This window comes from Methanosarcinales archaeon Met12, from assembly GCA_002813105.2.
Taxonomy (GTDB): domain Archaea; phylum Halobacteriota; class UBA148; order UBA148; family JAJOKI01; genus JAJOKI01.
This window is the reverse complement of record CP017966.2, coordinates 664409-685894: the sequence shown is the minus strand read 5'-3', so window position 1 is coordinate 685894 and position 21486 is coordinate 664409. Positions and strand designations below refer to the sequence as shown.

22 protein-coding genes and 1 tRNA gene are annotated in these 21486 nt (G+C 44.1%); 8 read left to right on the top strand and 15 right to left on the bottom strand.

The features are described 5' to 3' along the window. The first annotated feature begins 230 nt into the window (after positions 1 to 230). Positions 231 to 713, top strand: coding sequence for a DUF5806 family protein (locus tag BME93_04355; protein ATZ61323.2), 483 nt, complete (start codon positions 231 to 233; stop codon positions 711 to 713). A 139-nt stretch (positions 714 to 852) separates the two neighbouring features. Here the strand turns inward: BME93_04355 and BME93_04350 are convergent. Further along, positions 853 to 1046: transfer RNA gene (locus BME93_04350), tRNA-Thr, on the bottom strand. A gap of 45 nt (positions 1047 to 1091) precedes the next feature. After that, positions 1092 to 2321 (bottom strand): phosphoglycerate kinase, encoded by a 1230-nt coding sequence (gene pgk / locus BME93_04345; GenBank protein ID ATZ61321.2) that lies wholly within the window; start codon positions 2319 to 2321, stop codon positions 1092 to 1094. A 104-nt stretch (positions 2322 to 2425) separates the two neighbouring features. On the opposite strand from pgk, the gene BME93_04340 reads away from it, so the two are divergent. From BME93_04340 to radC, 4 genes are all read left to right on the top strand, one after another. Beyond that, a complete protein-coding gene (locus BME93_04340) occupies positions 2426 to 2911 on the top strand; it encodes an Lrp/AsnC family transcriptional regulator (GenBank protein ATZ61320.2) in 486 nt (161 codons plus the stop codon). Beyond that, positions 2908 to 4053, top strand: coding sequence for an aminotransferase class I/II-fold pyridoxal phosphate-dependent enzyme (locus BME93_04335; GenBank protein ATZ61319.2), 1146 nt, complete (start codon positions 2908 to 2910; stop codon positions 4051 to 4053). The genes BME93_04340 and BME93_04335 overlap by 4 nt, the downstream gene beginning before the upstream one ends. 150 nt (positions 4054 to 4203) lie before the next feature. After that, positions 4204 to 5613: an ATP-binding protein gene (locus BME93_04330; protein ATZ61318.2), complete on the top strand. Its 1410-nt coding sequence runs from the start codon at positions 4204 to 4206 to the stop codon at positions 5611 to 5613. A gap of 77 nt (positions 5614 to 5690) precedes the next feature. After that, complete coding sequence (gene radC, locus BME93_04325; GenBank protein WRQ72879.1) at positions 5691 to 6392, top strand: DNA repair protein RadC; 702 nt, start codon at positions 5691 to 5693, stop codon at positions 6390 to 6392. Positions 6393 to 6486: 94 nt separating this feature from the next. Here radC and BME93_04320 read toward each other — a convergent pair whose 3' ends face one another. From BME93_04320 to BME93_04260, 13 genes are all read right to left on the bottom strand, one after another. After that, a complete protein-coding gene (locus BME93_04320) occupies positions 6487 to 7944 on the bottom strand; it encodes a class I SAM-dependent DNA methyltransferase (protein ID ATZ61801.2) in 1458 nt (485 codons plus the stop codon). Beyond that, positions 7934 to 9400 carry a restriction endonuclease subunit S gene (locus BME93_04315; protein ID ATZ61317.2) on the bottom strand — a complete coding sequence of 489 codons (1467 nt, stop codon included), beginning with the start codon at positions 9398 to 9400 and terminating at the stop codon, positions 7934 to 7936. Before BME93_04315 ends, BME93_04320 begins: the two co-directional genes overlap by 11 nt. Continuing rightward, positions 9400 to 10809, bottom strand: a complete 1410-nt coding sequence (locus tag BME93_04310; protein ATZ61316.2) for an ATP-binding protein — start codon at positions 10807 to 10809, stop codon at positions 9400 to 9402. The genes BME93_04315 and BME93_04310 overlap by 1 nt, the downstream gene beginning before the upstream one ends. Then, positions 10806 to 13559, bottom strand: coding sequence for a type I restriction-modification enzyme R subunit C-terminal domain-containing protein (locus BME93_04305; GenBank protein ATZ61800.2), 2754 nt, complete (start codon positions 13557 to 13559; stop codon positions 10806 to 10808). The genes BME93_04310 and BME93_04305 overlap by 4 nt, the downstream gene beginning before the upstream one ends. A 344-nt stretch (positions 13560 to 13903) precedes the next feature. Further along, complete coding sequence (locus tag BME93_04300; GenBank protein ATZ61799.2) at positions 13904 to 14326, bottom strand: type II toxin-antitoxin system VapC family toxin; 423 nt, start codon at positions 14324 to 14326, stop codon at positions 13904 to 13906. Next, positions 14323 to 14577, bottom strand: coding sequence for a hypothetical protein (locus BME93_04295; GenBank protein ATZ61315.2), 255 nt, complete (start codon positions 14575 to 14577; stop codon positions 14323 to 14325). Before BME93_04295 ends, BME93_04300 begins: the two co-directional genes overlap by 4 nt. 320 nt (positions 14578 to 14897) lie before the next feature. Beyond that, positions 14898 to 15182, bottom strand: coding sequence for a HEPN domain-containing protein (locus tag BME93_04290; GenBank protein ATZ61314.2), 285 nt, complete (start codon positions 15180 to 15182; stop codon positions 14898 to 14900). Continuing rightward, entirely contained in the window at positions 15179 to 15742 is a 564-nt protein-coding gene (locus BME93_04285; GenBank protein ID ATZ61313.2) for a nucleotidyltransferase domain-containing protein, read from the bottom strand. Before BME93_04285 ends, BME93_04290 begins: the two co-directional genes overlap by 4 nt. Before the next feature lie 165 nt (positions 15743 to 15907). Continuing rightward, positions 15908 to 16690 (bottom strand): CBS domain-containing protein, encoded by a 783-nt coding sequence (locus BME93_04280; protein ATZ61312.2) that lies wholly within the window; start codon positions 16688 to 16690, stop codon positions 15908 to 15910. Then, entirely contained in the window at positions 16687 to 17541 is an 855-nt protein-coding gene (locus BME93_04275) for a CBS domain-containing protein (protein ATZ61311.2), read from the bottom strand. The genes BME93_04280 and BME93_04275 overlap by 4 nt, the downstream gene beginning before the upstream one ends. A 12-nt stretch (positions 17542 to 17553) precedes the next feature. Continuing rightward, positions 17554 to 18495 carry a CBS domain-containing protein gene (locus BME93_04270; protein ID ATZ61798.2) on the bottom strand — a complete coding sequence of 314 codons (942 nt, stop codon included), beginning with the start codon at positions 18493 to 18495 and terminating at the stop codon, positions 17554 to 17556. 4 nt (positions 18496 to 18499) lie between these two features. Continuing rightward, the gene (locus BME93_04265) at positions 18500 to 19264 is read right to left on the bottom strand and encodes a CBS domain-containing protein (GenBank protein ATZ61310.2); all 765 of its coding nucleotides are present in this window, start codon (positions 19262 to 19264) and stop codon (positions 18500 to 18502) included. A 29-nt stretch (positions 19265 to 19293) separates the two neighbouring features. Next, a complete protein-coding gene (locus BME93_04260; protein ATZ61797.2) occupies positions 19294 to 19908 on the bottom strand; it encodes a CBS domain-containing protein in 615 nt (204 codons plus the stop codon). Positions 19909 to 19994: 86 nt separating this feature from the next. Between BME93_04260 and BME93_04255 the strand changes: the two genes are divergently transcribed. The 3 genes from BME93_04255 to BME93_04245 are packed head-to-tail and all read left to right on the top strand — an operon-like array spanning position 19995 to position 21484. Then, on the top strand, positions 19995 to 20636 hold the full coding sequence (locus BME93_04255; GenBank protein ATZ61309.2) for a GTP-binding protein: 642 nt from the start codon (positions 19995 to 19997) through the stop codon (positions 20634 to 20636). A gap of 5 nt (positions 20637 to 20641) precedes the next feature. Further along, positions 20642 to 21061 (top strand): DUF2073 domain-containing protein, encoded by a 420-nt coding sequence (locus BME93_04250; protein ATZ61308.2) that lies wholly within the window; start codon positions 20642 to 20644, stop codon positions 21059 to 21061. A 9-nt stretch (positions 21062 to 21070) separates the two neighbouring features. Continuing rightward, positions 21071 to 21484, top strand: coding sequence for a Zn-ribbon domain-containing protein (locus tag BME93_04245; protein ID ATZ61307.2), 414 nt, complete (start codon positions 21071 to 21073; stop codon positions 21482 to 21484). Positions 21485 to 21486: the final 2 nt, after the last annotated feature.

The following is a 21486-nucleotide window of genomic DNA, read 5'->3' as shown; positions in this document are numbered from 1 at the left end:
GTCCAACTCCTTTTTCATCACAATTTTCACAAAGAGATATACTTGTTTGTCTTATATTGTCAATATAATCTTTCATTCATTGTTAATATAGTCTTTCATTCTATCTTATATGTTTCTCTTTATTATATGTTTCTCTTTAAACAATGGCCTCATCTAATATTGTTGTTGATACATCTTAAAAACTTTTTTAAGGAAATGGACTAATATCGTAAACCAGTGGTTGGGATACCATGGCTAAAAAATATCAGAAGTTTAAAATGCTCGATAAACAACAATATGCTGAGGTCACCCGTTTTTTAAAGGAACGTACCCATCTAACTGCAAGGGAGTGGGCAATTGCGCGCTTATGCGCAGATTTTAGAACCACTACGAACCGAGCGGAGATGACATGGATTGGAGAGAATCTACCAGACCTCGTGCCGTTTATGAACGAATCCTATTCGCGTCAGGCAGTTGCTGCCGCACATTCAACGTTCAAGGACAAAGTTCTCAGGTCTGGCACCACTTTTTTCTATGCATACTATTCAGGACTTATCTCCATGGAGGACATGGTCGATATGGTTCACCAAATCGCGGAGAATATAGAGCATCTGCTCCAAGTCGGAGAGGGCAAAATCTCGGAAGATGGAGTGGATGTCGATGTCCAGTTAAGGGTCGCAGAGGTGTTGCGACAGATCACCCACAACCTTCAAAAAGGAGTCTCTACTTCGTAGAGACCCTCTCACTGCGGAGCAGTGAGCAGGTTGATCATTTGACCTGTCTCCACTTTGTTCCGACAGGTCGATCCGTTCCAACCTGCAGACAGGTTGATCATCAGAACGACCTGTCTCGCTATACTCGACAGGTCATAAAAGCCCCGGGCGAGATTTGAACTCGCGACCTAGTGATGTCCTGCAACCGTCCTACCGAGCGAAGCGAGCGTAGGACGTTTTTGATCAAACTTTACATCTGCTACGCAGAGTGAAGTTGTTTCTGCAAAGCAGGAACCAACTTTTGTTAAAAGTTTGTTACAAGTCACTCGCTCTTCCAGACTGAGCCACCGAGGCACATAAACTATTCAAACTACGATGTTACAGGCACAGATATAAAAGTTACCGCATGGATTTAAACCGTTTCGCTGAGTTCCTTAGCGCGGCTATCGCTGGCAATTCCTTCCCGGCGAGGGATATGATACATGCACCTCCGCCAGTGCTTATGTGTGCAACATTTTTCTCCAGCCCAACCTTTCGCATTGCAGCTCCAGTGTGCCCTCCGCCTATCACGGCAAATTTCGCTTTTGTAGCGGCTTCCAGAATCTCAAACGTTCCCAGGGCAAACTCTTTCTCCTCGAAAACCCCTGCGGCGCCATTCAATACCACAGTTCCAGCATTTTTGATTTCATCGGCGAAGGCCATGGTAGATTCTATGCCTATGTCAAATATCGGATATTTGACAGGCAGCGCATCTATGTTAACTTCAAAACGTTTGCCTTTTTTATTTAGTGCCACATCTCTTGGCACCCCTATCCTGCCGTCAAATTTTTTGAGCAGCGCTTTTGCCATAGGAATTGCGTCCGAACTCCCTTGTTTTTCGATGAGTTGCATATTTTTGGTCCCTATATCGACCCCGGATGCGGCCAAAAACACATTTGCCACGACACCACTTACAAGTACTCTATCGGCGACGTCATTCGACAGGACGTTTTTAATGACATCGATTGCATCGTTGGTCTTGGTTCCACCGAGCACGAATATGCGTGGCTGGTCTGAGCCAACCAGGACCCTATCCAATATGCCCATCTCCTTCTCCATCAGTTTACCTGCCGCAGACGGGACTACATGCGTAAATCCCACCATTGATGCGTGAGACCTGTGTGCAGACCCAAAGGCGTCGTTTATGAACAGATCGAAGTATGGTGCGAGGTTTTTGACTAGATGCGTTTTGGCATGCTCTTCTGGACCTTGTTCGAGCCTTTCCTCAGAATAGAACCTCACGTTTTCAAGAAGCAAGACCTCCCCTATGCCCATCTCCTCGATCGCACGTCGTGCAGAAGAGCCGAAAATATCATCTATATAAGCCACCTTCTGTCGTACGATTCTATTCAACAGTTTAGCATGTGGTTCCATAGTGGTGAAATCACTTTTTCCAGGTCGACTCTGATGTGCGAGCACTACTGTCTTCGCTTTTTCCAGCTTTTTCAAAGTCTCCATATGGCTCCACAATCGCTTGTCATCGAGGATTTTTCCTGTGTGAGGGTCCATTGGCGAATTTAAGTCTAGTCGAACTAAAACGGCTTTACCATCGACATCAAAATCATCCATCGTAAGGTATTTTAATTTCATGTGTACCCTCTGCTAGTTTAGTTAAATAGAGTAGTAAGATATAATATTTATTCACAAAGGTTTTTACTCAGTATATCCAAATTAGACAAATGTGAGGCGGAATTATGAAGGAAGAAAAGATACTCAGAATACTGGAAGACGATGCAAGAGTGGGTGCTGGCGAGATTGCGACAATGGTCGGAGCATCCGAATCCCAGGTTAAAAAGTCAATAGAGAAAATGGAGAAAGAAGGTATCATTCGAAGATACAAAACCATAATCAACTGGGACAAGGTCGGCAAAGATTACGTGTATGCGATGATAGAGGTGAAAATCACTCCAGAACGGGGCGTGGGATACGATGCTATTGCAGAGCGTATTGCCAAGTTCCCGGAGGTCATCTCCGTCCGCTTGATATCTGGAGGTCATGACCTATCTTTATTAGTCAAGGGCCAGACGATGAGAGATGTGGCATTCTTCGTCGCTGAAAAGATAGCGCCACTGGAGCAGATACAGGGCACTGTCACTCACTTCATACTCAGAACATATAAAGAAGGTGGCGACATCTTCTACGGAAAAGAAGAGCCCAAAAGGCTGGCGATAACCCTATGAAAGTTGCAGATAGAGTTCAACAAATCCCTCCATCGGGAATTCGAAAATTCTTTGAGATGATTGTAGGGATGGATGACGTTATCTCGCTTGGCGTGGGCGAGCCTGATTTCGTCACACCATGGTCCATACGAGAGGCATGCATATACTCTCTGGAAAAGGGATATACGTCTTACACGTCCAACTGGGGATTGCGCGAACTTAGAGATGAAATATCCCTGCAGATAGATTCAGATTACGGCATTTATTATAATCCAGAGGATCAGGTACTGGTCACCACCGGAGTGAGCGAGGCGATAGACCTTTGCAGTCGCGCTATTGTAAATCCTGGGGACGAGGTCATCGTCGTAGAGCCTTGCTACGTCTCGTATAACTCATGTGTTGTACTTGCAGGTGGAAAACCCGTACCAGTTTCCACGAATATATCCAATGATTTCAAGGTCACCCCGGAGCAGATAAAGGAGAAGATCACGAAGAAGACAAAGGCAGTCATATTCAATTATCCGAACAATCCAACAGGTGCAACCATGAAGAAAAAGGAACTGGAGGAGATTGCGGACGTCATCGTAGAATATGACTTGATAGCGATATCCGACGAGGTGTATGACCGACTAACATATGAAGGAAGGCACACTTGTTTTGCATCGTTGAACGGGATGCAGGACAGGACGATATTACTCAATGGATTTTCAAAGTCGTATGCGATGACAGGATGGCGCATCGGCTACGCTCTTGGTGACCCGGAAATAATTGGTGCTATGCTAAAGATACATCAATATACGATGCTGTGTGCTCCGATTACCGCTCAGATGGCTGCTATCGATGCATTGAAAAACGGCAAGGACAATGTAACTGAAATGGTCCATGAATATGACAGGAGAAGAAGACTCATCGTCAAGGGGCTGAACGACCTTGGTCTCGATTGTTTTGAGCCCAGGGGCGCTTTCTATGCGTTTCCATCGATAAAGAATACCGGAATGACCTCTAAAGAATTTGCAGAAGAGCTGCTCAAAGAGCAGAAAGTCGCCGTCGTTCCAGGTGACGTCTTCGGCGAATCTGGCGCAGGATTTGTGCGATGTGCGTATGCAGTATCACGGAATGAAATCAAAGAGGCGCTGGAGAGGATTAGGGCCTTTTTAAAGTAGTAGGCATCAGAGAATGTGCCCTCATTGTTGGTGGCTGGCAATGTTTTGGTGAGGGTCGTGGAATGGCAAATGAAGCATCTGAAAAATCGATATGGAACCTTAGTGATCGAAGGAAAATATTAAATACTCTAAAGTATGATACTCTGAAGTATGAATAAAAAATTCGTGGATAGAGAAAGCGAATTGAGAACCTTAGAGGACGCGTTCACCTCTGAGAATGCAGATCTCATCATCATCTATGGGAGGAGGAGGGTCGGGAAGACAGAGTTGATAAAGAAATTTTTTGAAAATAAACGGCACCTGTATTTCTTAGCGGATTTGCAAAAAGAGGAGCGGTTGCTTAAGATGTTTTCAGAAATTGCCAGGTTAGCTGTGAAGAAGGAGTATCTCAGGTTTGAGGGGTGGGATGGTTTGTTCGGTTTTTTGACCGACATTGCAAAAAAGGAGAGGGTTGTTGTTGCCTTTGATGAAGTCGGTTATATAAACGAGGCAAATCCAGCGTTTTACTCCATCCTGCAGAGGTTTTGGGATGAACGCTTGCAACATGCAAAGGTTTTCTTGATACTGTGCGGGTCGAGTGTTTCGATGATGGAGAGGGACGTTTTGGGCTACAGAAGCCCTTTGTATGGCAGAAGAACTGGACAAATTGAGCTAAAACCTTTGACATATAAGGATTCCAGGCGATTTTTCCCTGGGTTAGATGAGAGGGGGATGATTGAATTTTACTCCATCTTGGGAGGTGTACCAGCATATCTCAAGCAATTTGATGAGGATAAAGACGTTTTTGAGAACATAGAAAAGGAGATACTTGACCCAGATAAATTTCTTTACATGGAGCCGAGATTCGTCCTTTTGGAGGAGCTTAGAGATCCCACCACATACCTCTCGATCTTGACTGCCATATCGCAGGGAGCATGCAAGTTCAATGAGATATCTCAGAGCAGTTATGTTGAGCCCACTAAGCTATCAAAATATCTTTCGGTTTTGTTGAACCTGCGGCTGATAAACAAGATAAGGCCGGTTACGGAGAGGAGGGAGTTCAGGAGAAACACTTCATACAGCATCGGCGATAATCTGTTTAATTTCTGGTTTAAGTTCGTTCACCCGCATCACCCGTTAATCGAGGGTGGTGAAATTGAGGTGGTGATGGACATCATCAGATCTGATTTTGATCGGTTTGTTTCCTTTGCCTTTGAGGATGTTTGCAGGCAAACGCTCTTGGAGTTGAACGCAGAGAGGGGGTTGCCCTTCACTTTCATGAAGATCGGTAAATGGTGGCATAAGGAGAATGAAATAGACATCGTAGCTCTAAACGATAGAACGAAGGAAATTTTGTTCGCAGAGTGTAAGTGGCAGGACAGAAAGGTCGGGAAAGACGTTGCAGAAGACCTGCTCAGAAAGAAGGAACTCGTGGACTGGAATAAGGACAGGAGAAAGGAGCACTGCGCCATATTCTCCAAGTCAGGCTTCCAGAAGTCCTGCATAGAGCGCTGCAATGAGAATGGAATAGTGATGTTCGACCTGAAAGACGTCAAGAGAGCATCTGCGGGCATTGATTGAATTAGTTTTAGTTTCGCCCTCCACTTAGGTAAGGTTGATTATAAGGACAATCCTAAGGTCTCAACCGAGGGGTGAAGTTGAGCGAAGTCGAATACAGAATCAAAATAAAGGACCTGCCAAAGGATGAAAGACCAAGAGAGAGATTGGCTAAATTCGGTGCAGAATCGCTATCAACATCTGAGTTGTTAGCCATTATCCTGCGCACTGGCTCGCATGGCGAAACCGCCTTAGATACTGCAAATAAGTTGCTCAACAAGCATGACGGCAACATCAAATCCTTATTCTTTGCAGATATAACCGAGCTGAGCAAGATCAGGGGGATTGGATTTGCAAAAGCGGTTCAGCTCAAAGCAGTCTTCGAGCTGGCAAAGAGGATTCAATCTTTCACGAATGAAAAAACAAAGGTTTCAACTCCCGAGGACGTTGCCAATCTCCTAATGCCAAAAATGAGATCTCTCGACAAAGAACATTTAGTTATCCTATGCCTCGATCCCAGAAACAGAATACTAAACGGCTCAGAAGTCACGATCTCAATTGGCTCTCTGGACATGAGCATCATCGACCCCAAAGAAGTTTTCAAGGTTGCTTTGGCGAAGAACGCCGCATCCATTATACTTGCGCACAACCATCCTTCTGGAGATCCAAGTCCGAGCAGCGATGACCTAAGAATCACAAAGAGACTAATGGAAGCCGGGGACATCATGGGCATAGGCGTCTTAGACCACATCATATTTGGCGACGGTGAATACATAAGCCTAAAGAATAAAGGGTTGATTTAAGAAGGGCAAAATATACCAAATATGAAAAGATTGCCAAGCACATCTTAGAAAAGGCAAACAAAAACACTTCTGTGCATGTTCTTTTTTATGAAACCTATCTCTCTTTCAAATCCTCATGGATACTGCTAAACTGTTCTAATGCGGATTCAAGATTTTCTACTATATCACTTGCAAGCAAATCTGGAGCTGGAAGATTTTCAGAATCTTCAAGACTTTTATCCTTCAGCCAGAATATATCAAGGCTTACCTTGTCCCGCTGCATCAATTCGTCATAAGTAAATGCTTTAAATCGCTCTGCCTCTTTCCTGTTAAATCGGTTTTCCGGGTTGTAACATTTGATAAAGTCCTGGAGGTCTTCATAGCACAGAGGGTCCGTTTTCAATGTGAAATGCTTGTTGGTTCTCAAATCATATATCCAGAGTTTTTCTGTCCATGGTTTCTCGCTTGCTGGTTTTCTGTCAAAGAAGAGAAGATTCGCCTTTACTCCTTGTGCGTAAAATACCCCTGTAGGAAGCCTCAATAGCGTGTGCACATCGCATTCATGGAGTAATTTTTTTCTCACCGTCTCGCCAGCACCACCCTCAAAGAGGATATTATCAGGCACGACAATGGCGGCTTTTCCGTTTATTTTCAAAAGAGTTTTCACATGCTGGAGGAAGTTTAATTGTTTGTTTGAAGTAGTTGCCCAAAAATCTGGACGTTCGTATATCAAAGATTCCCTACCAGCCCGCCCCTCGCCATTTACTATAGTAATACTGCTTTTTTTGCCAAATGGTGGATTGGTTAGCACTATGTCAAATCGATCTCCAGGATCGGAAATAAGAGAATCGCCCACTTCAATAGGGCTTTCATCTCCGCCAATACCGTGGAGATAGAGATTCATTACACACAGCCTTACGACAGCATCAACGATGTCCTTTCCTTTGAAGGTGCGATATTTTAGGAGCTTCTTCTGATCTTTATCCAGTTGATGATGTTTGGATATGTGATTATGTGCTGCCAGAATAAATCCACCAGTACCACAGGCAGGGTCGCAGATAGTCATTCCCGGCTCTGGACGAATAACTTCCACCATGGCATTGATAAGTGGTCTTGGGGTAAAGTACTGCCCTGCACCACTTTTTACATCCTCTGCGTTCTTCTGTAAAAGTCCTTCATAGATATCCCCTTTCACATCGATATCAAGACCAATCCAAGTCTCATCGTTAATGAGCATGATGAGACGTCTAAGCTTAGCAGGGTCCTGAATCCTGTTCTGCGACTTTCTGAAGATGGCTCCAAGCATTCTCCCTTTCTTGCCCAGAGTTTCAAGGATATGCCGATAATGGACTCCCAGAGCATCTCCATCCTTCTCGAGGAGGCTTTGCCAATCAAGACCTTTTTGGATGAGGGTTGGCTTATTAAAAGGTGGCTTTGTCTGCTCATCAGCCATTTTCAAAAATAAAAGGTAAGTGAGCTGTTCTACATAGTCGCCATAACTTATACCATCATCTCTTAAAACGTTGCAGTAGTTCCATAATTTTTGCACGATTGAAGCAGATTCATTTGCCATTATACATCAACCTCGTTTGTTTCGTATTAACCTTTTTATTTTTCATCTTCTTTTCTTTCTCCTCTGCTTCGCACTTTGCCTTCTCTGCTTTTATTCGTTCAAGGAGTAATTCCGCAGGTTCGTCGGTGGGGTCTTGTGGCACAAGTTTACCTTCAAATGCTTTTTTCAGGATGCTCTGGCGCAATCTTTTCGATTGCTTGAGGCTCTGGTCAACTGTTTTTCCAATCTCATCTGCTACTGAAAAGCGGCGCTCAATTTCTTCAACGATTTTGTGTTGTTCGGGGAGTGGGGGGAGAGGCGCCAAGATATTTTGAACAATATCTTGACTGATATTAGGCTGGGCCCCACCAAATCTACTCTTGAGTAAGTTATCTCGATATGAGCTCAAGTAATTGAACAAATAGTCCTCCTCAAAAGCACTATATTTATTGAAAATCCCACATATTGCTTGATTCGTTGCAGCATCAATGCCTAACTTACCCATCTTTCCAACGGTAGCACCGTAAAGGGCGATTAGTAATGTATCTTTAGGAAATATTTTCGCGCTCGAATTAGCTAATCCCAATTTTGTTATTGATTCTTCACTCCGATAAATTATATTATCTTTCAACTCCCCAGATTTCAGCCATGGTATAGAACCACCGTAATATTCCTTTTTTGATCTTAATGGAGTACCGCCACTAGTAGTATCGCATACCTCCCCCAACCTCGTCCACACCCATCCCTCTGGCAATTCCAGCAAATCTGAAGTATCCGCCGGTGGTAGTTCTTTATATTTCCCCTTTGCGTGCTGCTTCCGCTCTTCCTTTATCCGCTCCAGAAGTACAGAAGCGGGTTCCAACTCCTCTTTATGCACCTCCCGCCATTCCTTGGTTAACTCTCCTTCAAATGCGTGCTTCAAAACCGACTGGCGGTAGCGCTTCAACTGCGCCTGCGTCTTTTTTAGCGCCTCCGCGCCTGCATCTAGGCTGGTGAAAAGCTCCTCAATCCTGGCAGCGATGCGGTGCTGCTCGGGGAGAGGGGGGAGGGGTAATGGGATATTCCAAAAAATATCTGGCTCAACGTGTGGGATTCCAACGCCTCTTGGTCTTTTGTTTATATATCCGTATTTTGTTTGAAGGAAGTAAAACAAGTATGCTGAGTTAATTTCATAACTGTCTAGCTTTGCCAATGTTGAGCCAATTGCACCAGATACGCCCCTTCCAACTAGTCCGCACCTTGCTCCATCCCAAACTATTAAGACATCATTCGTATCGCATAATGGAACATCCTTTCCATCTGTAAATTTCTCAAATACATTTTTCTCAAACGCTTCAATATTTATATATGGAACGGCTAAATCTTCACTTCTCAAGCTCAATTTTTTAGGCTTTTTACCTTTAATAAAACCTAATACCTCCCCCAACCTCGTCCACACCCATCCCGCCGGTAATTCCGGTAAAGCACTTCCGTCCATCATGTTGCAAGCGCCCCCATAATCTTCTTTCCTTTTTCTGTCAGGACGTATCTGCCTGTTTTTGGCGCACCCTCGAACTCCGTAAAGCCTTTATCTTTCAACAAAGCAATATCCCGCTCCAATGTCCTTTTAGAGATACCAGTCATAACGGCTAACTGAGAAATATTCACTTGCTCACTATATAATGCCTTAATGACTTTACCCAGTCGTTCAGCGACTTTTTCATTTACACCGCCAAATACGCCGCCAAATACGCCGCCACTTTCATCAAAAATGGTGGGCTCTATTCTCGCGGGTCTTCGGAAAATAGCAGTAAAGAATGTCCCAAACTCAAACACAATCGGCGGCAGTCCCGCTTCCGCTACCAACCTCCTCATCTTATTGATACCGGTCCCCATCTTCTCGATATACTTCACCCGGTGAAGAAGATCCGCAATGCTTGGATTCCTGAGCACACTCTTCGTACCAAAATCCTCAGGCTTCAAACCCTTAACAAGCCCGCCAAAATTCGTTATCTCAATCCTGTCATCAAACATCTCTACCATCACATTTGTGCCCTTCTCAAAGTAATCCCTGTGCGCCACCGCATTTATAATAGCCTCACGCAGAGCCTCATAAGGCACTTCCAGTATCTCCTTCCTCATCGGTTCGCCAGTTATTTCATATCGCACAGCTAAATACCGCATAAGAAAAATCATTGCACCGCCTATATTAGAGATCAAATCCTCGTTAAAATCACGTCTGTCCAAAACTTCTATCTTCTCTGTTCCTTTGTACAGGGCGCAGGTCACTGCGGTATGATAGTATATATCTTGCAAATTCTTCGCAAAGAATAGAATCCCGGCATTGTTAAAAATAACTTTTCCTTCCTGCTTTTCCGCAACACCCAAATTTATCAGTATAGATGGAATATCCAGCACCTTTGATATGCCTGCAAGTCTCAAAAACCGGTCAAGCTTAGTAGGGTCAAAGTGTGTATCATAATCGAATTTTAAATTTACCAGTTCATCAAACCTGATTTTACCTTCCACTTTAAAGAATTCGATAATATCGTCACGATTAAGCTTTTGGGAATTAGGACCAACTCGCGTATAAAATCCTGAAGAGCATTTATATGGCTTATCCTCTCCCCCTCTTACGATTATAACCAGTATGTCCTTAAACACCTCGAATAAAATCTTTACCGAAGGTTGACAATTATTGGCTATATCTTGAATTTGTGACTTGAGCCTATTTGTTATCTTCACTCCCCTTATCTCCTTATCGTCAGTTATTCCGAGAAATATTCTCCCGCCTGATGAATTGGCAAAAGCCACAAGCTCCTTATCAATATCCGTCAGAGCTTCTTTGAACTCTATTTTATAGCCTTCTCCTTCTTCGAGTACCAACTGCAACTCTTTTTCGTTCATGCCGTCAGCGCCTCATTAAGCTCTCCCAGAATAGTATTCAGTTCCTGCCCAAAGAGTTGATATGCTTTGACCGCTCCACCCCTCTGGTTAAAGGGTACCTCTTCAAAGTCTTCCATTTCGATACTCAAACTTGCAGCAATATGAGCTTCTACCATCTCAAGCCATTCCATCTGTTCGGGTGTGAAGTCCCTTCCTAGTTTTTTCTGTTCTTCAACCCATTCGCTGAATCTACGGTCTACGGTCTCCGCAAAAGGCTCAAGGACATCGCTCTCGCCAATGGCAAAGCGCATCAATGAAATGATATTGGTCAATAGTTTCTGGGGGCCAGCTCCCTTTACTTTCGATTTTTCCAATTTTTCATATGCCTGCCAAAGGAGTTCAGGAGTCAGATAGTAGGGCGGCTTTTTTATGGCTTCCGCAAGCTCCTTAATCCCCTCATATGTGATATGTCGTTTGCCGTATGGTTTGCTGTAAATGATCTGTAAAGCAGTTAGCTCGTCCTTGTTTTCCTCTATGAACTTTTTGAAGGTACCAACGATGTTAAGGGCTTTTTCCTTCGCCTTTTCATCAAAGCCTGCAATAATTACGGTATCTTTACTTATCGTGTCTATTGTCTGCTCGCTTCTTTTCTTGATATCGATGATCGTATTCCTCAATTTAGGATTATCAAAGGAGCTGCAAGCATCTTTTATTAACTCTTCAGTAACCTTTTCTACCTGCTCCTCTGTCGGTGTTTCTGTCTTAAAAATCTCCTTTGCTTTTTCCAATTTTTTATCTGGGTCAACTGCATCCAGCAGGTTGTTGATGATTTCTTTTAGGGGCTTGCCTCCTGCTACAGTCTCGATATCCTTTCTGTCTTTCTCGTCTATCTCTCTATCCAGCCTGGCAAGCCTTCCAGCCAGAGAGGTGAGCGTATCTTTATCCCCCTTACCCCAAGCAACAGACATGATAAGTTTTTCAAAAGTCACGCTCCTCTTTCTGTCCAGAGGACGAGAATCGGTCTTATCGTTTTCGCATACACCTATTGCATCAACGATCACAAAATGCGTTTTATGAGATGTATCCGGAGTAACGGCATTAATATCAGTTGGAGAAATAACTCTGGTCCCACGCCCTTTCATCTGCTCGAAATAAACCCTTGATTTAACATCTCGCATAAATATAAGGCATTCCAGTGGTCGAATATCTGTGCCTGTTGAAATCATATCCACTGATACAGTTATGCGCGGATTGTAGGAATTGCGGAAACTAGCAATTAAATCTTCTGTCTTCTCTCCCATGGTTTTGTATGTTATTTTTTTGCAGAACTCATTTCCTTTGCCGAATTCTTCTCGAACAATCTTGACGATATCCTCTGCATGAGAGTCATCTTTGGCAAAAATGAGAGTCTTTGGGACTTCTTTTCTACCTGGGAATATCTTCGTAAAGAGTTTTTCCTTGAAGGTTCTTATGACCGTTCTTATCTGGTCAGGAGTCACTACATCTCGGTCTAATTGCCTGGCAGAATACTCAAGTTCTTCGTCCAGTTGCTCCCATCGCATCTTTCTCGTGAGCCTGTCCCTTTTATCTATATAGTAGCCTGCTGGAACTTTGCCACCCTTTTGAGTGATCTCAGTACGTATCCTATAAACATCATATCCTACATTCACACCATCTGCAACTGCCCGCTCGTGGCTATACTCTGTAACAAGATTCTGATTGAAAAAACCGAGAGTTTGTTTTGAAGGGGTTGCGGTTAAACCTATAATAAATGCATCGAAGTATTCAAGCACCTGCCGCCAGAGGTGATAAATGGAGCGATGGCACTCATCGGTAACGATAAAATCAAAGGTCTCTATCGGAATCCGGGGATTGTAGTATGCCTCTTTTTGTTTCCCTTCCATGGGCGCGAGCTCAAAAAGTGAACTTTCCTCAAGCTCTTCATCAAATTCAGGCTCTCCTTTTAACATGGAGTATAGCCTTTGAATGGTAGTAATACAGACCCGGCTCACGGGGTCTAAGGTGTTTGAAGTGAGGTGTTGGACATTGTAAAGTTCTGTAAACTTCCTGCCATCATCCGGAGTGATATATTGTTGGAATTCCCTGCTTGTCTGACGTCCTAGATTGTTTCTATCAACTAAAAAAAGCACCCTTTTTGCATTTGCAAATTTTATTAATCGGTAAATGAAACTTACAGCAGCGTAAGTTTTCCCACCGCCAGATGCCATCTGGATAAGTGCTCTTGGCCTTGCTTCTGTGAAGGACTTTTCAAGGTTCTGGATAGCTTCTATCTGGCAATCTCTTAATCCCTCTATCCTTAAAGGAGGCATATTTCTGAGTCTTGCCCTAAGGGTGCCCTCTTGAGATGCCCACTCCTTAAGTGTTTCAGGTTTGTGGAAGGCAAATACCCTTCTGGAGCATGGCTCGGGGTCTTTCGAATCTCTAAAAAAGGTTTCTATACCCGTGCTCTCATAAGCAAAGGAGAGGGGTTCCTGTACATGTGGTAGATTTTTAGGAATGTCTGCCATATATTTTGCAGATTGTTCAGCAATGCCGCTTAATGTGGTGCCTTCGGGTTTTGCTTCTACAACTCCAACAGCCATTCTATCAATAAAAAGTAAGTAATCTGCTGCCCCAGATTTAAGAGGAAATTCACGGACAGCCACACCCAGAGAGGCGCCAAGATCTAATTCTCGCATATCTTGGATCATCCAACCTGCCGCTTCCAATAGTTGGTCGATCTTTTGCCTTGCTTTTTCCTCGGGCTTCATATCGACATCCTTCTCTCATACTCCAATACTATTCCAATTTATATAACATTTCGTGGATATATGAAGTTTCCCGAAAGCATTTGGGTGAAGCAAGTCGCAAACGTGCTGTTAAGTGAGTGCGATAGCACCTAGCAATCCAAAGGATTATGAAGAGTTACCCGAAGCCCGCGATCTCACTTAACAACTTATATGCGAACCCCACCCCTTAAAAAAAATTCTTACTAAATTTAAAGCTAAACTTATCTTACTATTTAATCATCGACTTGGTTGCCAGATTTTGACCTTCGGAACTACTGAATCACACCAAATCTCATCTAGATATGGTGGAGCGAAAAAGGAGAACATCAAAACTCTGGCAACCTCTTGATCCCATCAACACCTTCAAAGCTACGATCAAATGAATATATCTCTTTTATCTCCTCCCTCCTCATGATCTGTATGGCAAGAGAATCGTTCGGGTCCATCTTCGTCTCATCCATAAGTTCTATCGCTCCCAGATAATCGTTTTTAGTGACATCCACGATCTTGATGTTGTCCGATGAGTACAGTCCGATCAATAGCGTGGCAAGCTTATCCAGTGGCAATGCTCGTTTTAGTATATTTGAAACCTCAGACAGATGAACGACGGCTGTTATCACCGTCTCTCCTTCATTTATCCTATCCACAATTTCCTTTGATTTCTCCTTCATCGCCCTTCGCTTTGAACTCAGGTCATGCACTGGCTTATAATAGGCGTAGATGAAGATGTTTGCATCTAAGAACCTCAAACCTCTCCCTCATAGAACTCTTTTTCAAATTCGTCCCAGTCTCCTATGTTCATGCCTAGATCGGCTTTATCAAAGAATTTCGTCAGGTCCACCTTCTTCTTCGGAATCATCTTGAGATATCCTTTTCTCTTTATTATGAACACCTCATTGGTCCCTTTCAACTCTTCTCTTCTCCAGTCAGACGGCAACACGAATCTCCCTTGCTCATCGACTTTCTTCGCTTCAACGCCCTCGACCAAATCTATCACCATAATAAAGTAAATGTGCCATATATTAATAGTTTATGGTCAAAATAATATAATCTGGCATCACGTCATATACTTCGCATTGATCCTTATACAATCACATGTGAGACCACAGCATCATCGGATCGGTCGTTTAGTCACATCGCAGATCTTTATGAGATCGGCTACCAAACACACAAACCCCATCTGAGTATGTTAGACGTCGATCAGTTTCTTGGTTTGAGATATGAATTCCTCTGCAGATTTTATCGCTTCATCTGCATCATTCCCATCGATGGATGCGCCCAATCTGTACATTATTCTGTGCCTAAATTCTCTGTATGAATCTAGTACGTTGCATATCTTTCCAATTCTGGGTATCTCTCTTTGATATAGAGAGGTATGCAAATATGGCTACGTTCCTTAATCCCATCTCTGAACAGCATCGAACGGGCAGCATGGAACATTGAGGTATAACATAGTATCACGGTCACATCATAACACTCGATCTCCCTGTTCTTCATTGCCTTTTCCAAATATTCGTTTGAGATTTTTATGGACCTACGTGCATTTTCTGTGTCGGGATTTATCTTTCTAAGCAATCCTTGGCTAAAACAGTCATCCAAATTCATTTTAATCCACTTCCACGTAAGAGGACATGATTCTCGATCACCCTTCTGTAAAAAACATCATTTTTTCTTGCCAACGACCTCCATTGAGATAAATTAGATACCTCCAGGCTTATTTCAACCACCAAATCTCTTTCTAGATCGTTTATGAGTGCAGTAAAAATGTATCTGCCACTGGGAGTTATGGCCAACAAATCGATATCGCTTTTCTCATCATAGTCCCCTGTGGCATAGCTACCGTAAAGAGCCAGTGATATTATGTTTTCATCGGCATCCAGAAATTTGTCAGCGATTTTCAGTTCATGTATTCTCATGAGACTATATGCCTTTTTCAAGGATTTTACAATGGCGGATTCGTTGTTTAGTTTGTACAGGTGGGCTAGTCCTTTTTCCTCTTTTAGCAAAAGGTTATCCATGGCAAACCTTTTTACTGCTTTGCTCACGCTTCCCGGGCTGACATGGAGCCTTCTTGCCAACTCTTTAACATACACTGTCGTGGTAGGATTTCTCAAGAAGAATGCGAGTATCTTCCAGTCCACATATTTTTCAAACAGTTCAATCAACTGAACCACCGTTCAATATAATAAACGAGAGTTCGATATATAAAACTTTCTATGTGGGAGTTGTGCCCTCTGAATTTCACTTCCATCATATAAGAAGCACACCAAATCTCATCTGGGTACGAAAAAGAGGTATCGGGCGTCGCGTCATAGCTTTACCAGTTTCGCTCATAATAGCCCATCTTCAACCCGAATAATATCCCGGCGCGTGACCATACCGACCAGTCCATCTCGAATATTTAAAACAGGCAGCCCTCCAATATTCTCCTTCAGCATCAGATCGATGGCGTCTGACAACGGCGTATCAGTTCGTATGAATTTGACATTGACGCTCATTATATCACTGACCAGAAGGTTCTTGATTCTGCTATCTTGTTGATGTCCTGGAACCAAATCCCTGAACGTTCTCATTGCTCTTGCGATGTCGCTCTCTGTTATGATGCCGACCAGTTGCATATCCTCTATGACGAGCATTCGGCCAATGTCCTCGTCCAGCATACGCCTACGGACATGCACCACGCGCTCGCTTGGTGATACGGAAATGGGGTCGCTCATGATGTCTCCAGCACATCCTTTGGGTTTCAAGATAGTCAATACCTCCTTTGGAGTAACCCAGCCAACCAGCTTGTCATTGGAGACCGCTACAACCCCTACATCTCGAAAGAGGTGAAGAATCTTATTTACATCTTCGTCAGGGGAGATGGTCGCAAATTTATCAGTCATCGCAGTAGCTACATGGAGGGACGATGCTGGTAGATTCGACTTTTTCCTGGTACCGAGCACTCTTGCGATAGTGCGCTGTGTCACCACACCAATCAGACTATCATCTTTTGTGACTAACAGATGCCTGACGCCATGTTTCTTCATCAAATCCATGGCATGAGATAATGCCGCTGACTTATCGATGGTGAGTGCCTCGGCCATTATATCTTTCGCCACATATCTGCTCATCGCAGACCTCCTGAAATCAACTTGATGATGTCGGTCTTGGTCACGATTCCCACCATTTCCTCATCATCTATTACTGGAACCCCGTCGATCTTATGTGCCACCAATATCTTTGCCGCATCCGTGACAAGGGCATCTCTGCCTATAGTGATCAGTGGAGACGACATGACGTCTTCGGCGACAAGATGTACGACCTCTACATCTCGAAACTTTTTGCGCCCAGCAGGACTTTCCTTTCGGACCATTTTTATAGTCTTCTCTGGAGGTTTACCTTTGCCGTCTCTCAATTCGGTAAACGCCAGATTTGACGACGTGATGATTCCAACCGGTGTATTGCCACCTTCCATTACTATGACTCTGTGTACATCATTTCTGTCCATCTCTGCGATCACGTGACTTATCGAATGATGACGGTGAACCATGACTACGAAATCACTCATTATGTCTTCCACTTTTATGTCCAGTCTGACAGTCGAAAGATGATGGACGAGATTGGATTTAGTGATAATTCCAACCAATCCATCGATTCCAACAACGGGAATTCCACTGATGTCGTTTCCCAGCATTAACTCACTGACGTCCTCCAGCGATGCCTCGAGATAGGTAGTAACAAGATGTTCACTCATTATCACTTTAACCGGAACTCGGTCGATCGGCCGTCTACGCCATGCTGGTTCGGCCTGACCGAGTTTCCACATCAGGTCGGATTTCGTTATAATCCCCACGGGAATCTCGCCATCCACAACGACCAATCTACTTACCCCGTGCTTTAGCATGAGGTTTCTCGCACGTGAAAGCGGCTCCTCGGGGGCAATCACATATACTGGCGAGCTCATGACATCTTTTACTTTCATGGTAATATCAACTCACAGACAGGCTCGTAAAAGGTCTCTTTCCGTGAAAATCCCCACCAAGACACCTTCGCTGATGACTGATAGCGATCCGACGTTCCTTTCAATCATAACCTCTGCGGCTTTGCCCAAATCTACGTCTGGCTCTATAGTGATGGTGGCCGATCTCATAATCGTCTTAATCGGAGGCTTCAGGGCTTCATGAATGTCTCCCGTAATCAACTGATTGAACACCTCACCACTTCCTATGTATCTTATGATATCTCGAGAGGATGCCAGCCCCAGCAGAATGCCATCCTTGACAACCGGCAATCTGCGAAGCCCATTATTTCTCATCGTCTTTGTTACTTCTTTGATAGACATATTGGGCAGGACAGTTATTACGCGTTCGCTCATGTAATCCCTCACGGCCTTTCCAGTCTTTATGCCTGCAATCAACTCCACAAAATCTTGCTCGGAAATGATGCCAATTACGCGTCTGTCTTCGGTCACAATTGGCATCCCGCCGATGTTCTTCTGGAGCATCATATTCAGCGCATCTTTCAGCGATTGGTTTTCCTTTAGCGTTGCCACCTCACACTGCATTATCTCCCTGATGCCCCCATTAATGGCGGCGAGAAAATTTCCATCATATTTTTTTATGATTATGTTATATCGTTCACCGCCCCCCATAAAATCAAGCAAGTCAGTGCCGGTGAATATGCCAACGAGCCGATTTGTTCCTGCCTCTGCGACCGGGATACGTCTGAATCCATAAGTCATCATCGTCTTGACCGCGCCCATAATCGTCATGGTCGGTGGGACGGTGACCACTTCCCTGCTCGCAATCGTCATTATATCGCCAGGATGGGATGGGATTCGAGATTTAAATTCCACCGGTCCGCGATCAAGTACTGCCTCACTTGACTCATCTGCGCGTCTTGCTCCCTTCTTGATACTGCCGTGATGTCTCTTCATTATATCATGCCTCTGAAATATAGCCGCTAATCAAGTCATATCTATCGATTATGCCGACCAGTTTGCCATCATTGACCACGGGCAATCTTCCAATATCGTGTTTCAGCATCGCTTCGATGGCTTCTTTTAAAGTAGTTTCGGGATGGACGGTGTACACGGGCGTGTGCATTACCTTTTCGACAGTGGTCGAACGATTCGATTTTCCCTCTCCCGTTTCCCTTGACGTTCTGGCATAACCTGCTTTGATGATGTCGTATCGCGTGATAATTCCTATAAGTTTTTTCCTTTTGACGACCGGGAACCCGCTGTAATCATATTCATCCATGTTTGCCCAGCATCTTGAGACCGGATCTTTCGGAGAACATACCCTCACATCAGTAGTCATTATCTCGCCAACTGTTCTAGTCGGCATGATATCAATATCCAAATTTTTGAATATATCAGTGATGCTTAAGACGCCGACCATCTCACGATCATGGACCGAGTTCACGACGGGGGCGCACTCCAATTTAGATGCAAGCAGGATGCGCGCCGCTTCCAATCCGCTCATACCAGGGACTATTGTCGGACATTCTCGTACAAATCCTTTAACAGTTATATTTGACTTCGTCGATGATATTTTCAGCACATCTTGCCGGGTTATCACGCCGGTAACACGATTTTCATCATCTACGACGGGCACGCTCCTGAAATGATGAAGCCGCATCAATTGACGGGCTTTGGTCATAAATTCGTTTTCTTTGATAGACACGACGTCTTTAGACATCATATACTGAACTTTTATGTGCTTCCCCCCTTTCATCGGAATATTTCATCCTTACAACTCTCACAAACTGACGTCCCATCTATTACCTCTAAGGTCCCAGAGAGTTCATCGCACCTTTCACAAATACCCTGCGAGATCTTTTTAGTTTCAGAAAATGGAGGATGGTCCCGATTCATCTCGATTAAATTTGTGAGAATATCGGTGAGCCCTGGAGAAACCGCAATAATATCTGTATCGGTGACGATTCCGACTAATTTATTTTCCTCGACAACAGGTAGTCTCCTGATATCCAATCTCATCATTTTTCGCGCCGCCTCATCCAGACTCTCATCGCCTCTGATGGAGATAAGCGGCTGCGTCATCAAATCCCTGAGTGTTACGGAACCTGGTGTTATGTTTTCCGATATGATCTTTCGCACCATATCCCGTTCTGTCACAATACCCACTGGTTTGCCGTCTTCGACGATGATGAGGCTACCCACGTTGTGTGCGATCATTTTTTCTCCGGCAACAGACGCCCTCATATCGCCTTCTGCCGTGACGACCTCCTTGGTCATGATTTCTCGTACTGATATCCGCGTTTCCATTTCCTGCTCCATCGTCATTTTAACCACATATCTTATGACCACATAGGTTGTATTACTCATAGATATAAAATCTGAAGATATAAAAGTATCACGACCAGTATTAATGTGATAAAATATATATGACAATTAGATGACTTGTATATGGGATGGGAAGAATGATTAAAATAATTAAACGAAGTTTCTCATCGTGGATCAGAAAGATATTTAAAAAGAAGGCGGTGCGCATAGGGATTTATGGTCCGCCGAATGCCGGAAAAACCACTCTAGCAAACAGAATAGTCCGTGATTGGAGCGGTGATGATGTGATCGGCATAGTATCCGAGATACCTCATGAAACCCGTCGGGTGATAAGGAAGGAGAACGTACGTATTAATGCCAATGGCGTGGCAGTGACCTTGGATATCGTGGATACGCCGGGTTTGGCGACGAAAATCGATTTTCATGATTTCATGGCGTTTGGGATGGATGAAGAAGAGGCAAAGCGGCGGGCAAAAGAGGGGACGGAGGGCGTGATCGAAGCCATCAAATGGCTAGATGACATAGATGGAGTATTATTGATTATGGATGCTGCCGAAGACCCATTTACACAGGTGAACGTCATCGTCGTCGGAAACATGGAGGCGCGGGAGTTGCCCTTGTTAATAGTTGCCAATAAAATAGACCTGCCAGATGCATCTCCGGCCAGGATAAAAAGCGCATTTCCACAACATCCCGTAGTTCCTATTTCTGCCCTTGATGGCATCAATGTCGACAAGCTATACGAGTCAATAGCTGATCGGTTCGGGTGACCAAGATGACCGAAAAAGTTACTAAGACGGAGGAACGCACAAAGCGCGCAAATGGTGCCGTTGAGACGGGCATTCGGATAGATATGCTCTCCAAGGACCATCTGTCAACTATGACCTCGATGGAGAAAATCAGATTGATACTTGACAAGGTCAGAGAGGGCAATATCCTAATTCTTGAGGCAGGACTCACCCCCGATGAAGAGATGAAGTTAATGGAGCTCACAATGACGGAGATAGCACCAGGCGATTTCGCCGGCATTGAGATCGAGAGTTACCCCTCTAGGCGGAGATCAAATATCATCAGCAAACTCTTGGGAAGGGTCGTCATAGAAACGCGCCTTACCGTCATCGGACCGGCAAATCAGATCAAGACCATTAACAAAGACCACGATGTGATAAGCGCACTGGTGTCCGTGCGTTCATAGGAGTCCAAGATGCCACATAAATGTACCAGATGCGGTCAAACGTTCAGGGACGGTGCATCTGAAATTCTGAGTGGATGCCCTACCTGTGGATGGAATAAATTTCTCTACGTGACAGATAGGTCGGAGGAGATAGCCAGACAGGATGTGCTATCAGAAGATGCGGAAGTCATGGACATCAATGAACTGATAAACAAAGTTGAAATTGAGGAAAAGCCGAAAACGCACCCCGCACCCGACTCTCACAGGGTTGAAAGTATAAAAATACTCTGTCCGGGCTCGTATGAATTAAATATCAAGTCACTACTCGATCGACCGGAAATAATCATGGCGCTAAAAGAAGAAGGAACCTATATGGTTCACTTGCCATCGATTTTCAGTAAAGGCGATAAAAAGCGCAAATCTGGACGCAAACGAAGGAAATGAGC

Bases quoted from the DNA above. Each gene is read 5' to 3' on its own strand.
- BME93_04355 (ATZ61323.2), top strand. From the start codon at position 231: ATGGCTAAAAAATATCAGAAGTTTAAAATGCTCGATAAACAACAATAT.
- pgk (ATZ61321.2), bottom strand. From the start codon at position 2,321: ATGAAATTAAAATACCTTACGATGGATGATTTTGATGTCGATGGTAAA.
- BME93_04340 (ATZ61320.2), top strand. From the start codon at position 2,426: ATGAAGGAAGAAAAGATACTCAGAATACTGGAAGACGATGCAAGAGTG.
- BME93_04335 (ATZ61319.2), top strand. From the start codon at position 2,908: ATGAAAGTTGCAGATAGAGTTCAACAAATCCCTCCATCGGGAATTCGA.
- BME93_04330 (ATZ61318.2), top strand. From the start codon at position 4,204: ATGAATAAAAAATTCGTGGATAGAGAAAGCGAATTGAGAACCTTAGAG.
- BME93_04320 (ATZ61801.2), bottom strand. From the start codon at position 7,944: ATGGCAAATGAATCTGCTTCAATCGTGCAAAAATTATGGAACTACTGC.
- BME93_04315 (ATZ61317.2), bottom strand. From the start codon at position 9,400: ATGGACGGAAGTGCTTTACCGGAATTACCGGCGGGATGGGTGTGGACG.
- BME93_04310 (ATZ61316.2), bottom strand. From the start codon at position 10,809: ATGAACGAAAAAGAGTTGCAGTTGGTACTCGAAGAAGGAGAAGGCTAT.
- BME93_04305 (ATZ61800.2), bottom strand. From the start codon at position 13,559: ATGAAGCCCGAGGAAAAAGCAAGGCAAAAGATCGACCAACTATTGGAA.
- BME93_04295 (ATZ61315.2), bottom strand. From the start codon at position 14,577: ATGGTGATAGATTTGGTCGAGGGCGTTGAAGCGAAGAAAGTCGATGAG.
- BME93_04290 (ATZ61314.2), bottom strand. From the start codon at position 15,182: ATGAATTTGGATGACTGTTTTAGCCAAGGATTGCTTAGAAAGATAAAT.
- BME93_04280 (ATZ61312.2), bottom strand. From the start codon at position 16,690: ATGAGCAGATATGTGGCGAAAGATATAATGGCCGAGGCACTCACCATC.
- BME93_04275 (ATZ61311.2), bottom strand. From the start codon at position 17,541: ATGAAAGTAAAAGATGTCATGAGCTCGCCAGTATATGTGATTGCCCCC.
- BME93_04270 (ATZ61798.2), bottom strand. From the start codon at position 18,495: ATGAAGAGACATCACGGCAGTATCAAGAAGGGAGCAAGACGCGCAGAT.
- BME93_04265 (ATZ61310.2), bottom strand. From the start codon at position 19,264: ATGATGTCTAAAGACGTCGTGTCTATCAAAGAAAACGAATTTATGACC.
- BME93_04260 (ATZ61797.2), bottom strand. From the start codon at position 19,908: ATGAGTAATACAACCTATGTGGTCATAAGATATGTGGTTAAAATGACG.
- BME93_04255 (ATZ61309.2), top strand. From the start codon at position 19,995: ATGGGAAGAATGATTAAAATAATTAAACGAAGTTTCTCATCGTGGATC.
- BME93_04250 (ATZ61308.2), top strand. From the start codon at position 20,642: ATGACCGAAAAAGTTACTAAGACGGAGGAACGCACAAAGCGCGCAAAT.
- BME93_04245 (ATZ61307.2), top strand. From the start codon at position 21,071: ATGCCACATAAATGTACCAGATGCGGTCAAACGTTCAGGGACGGTGCA.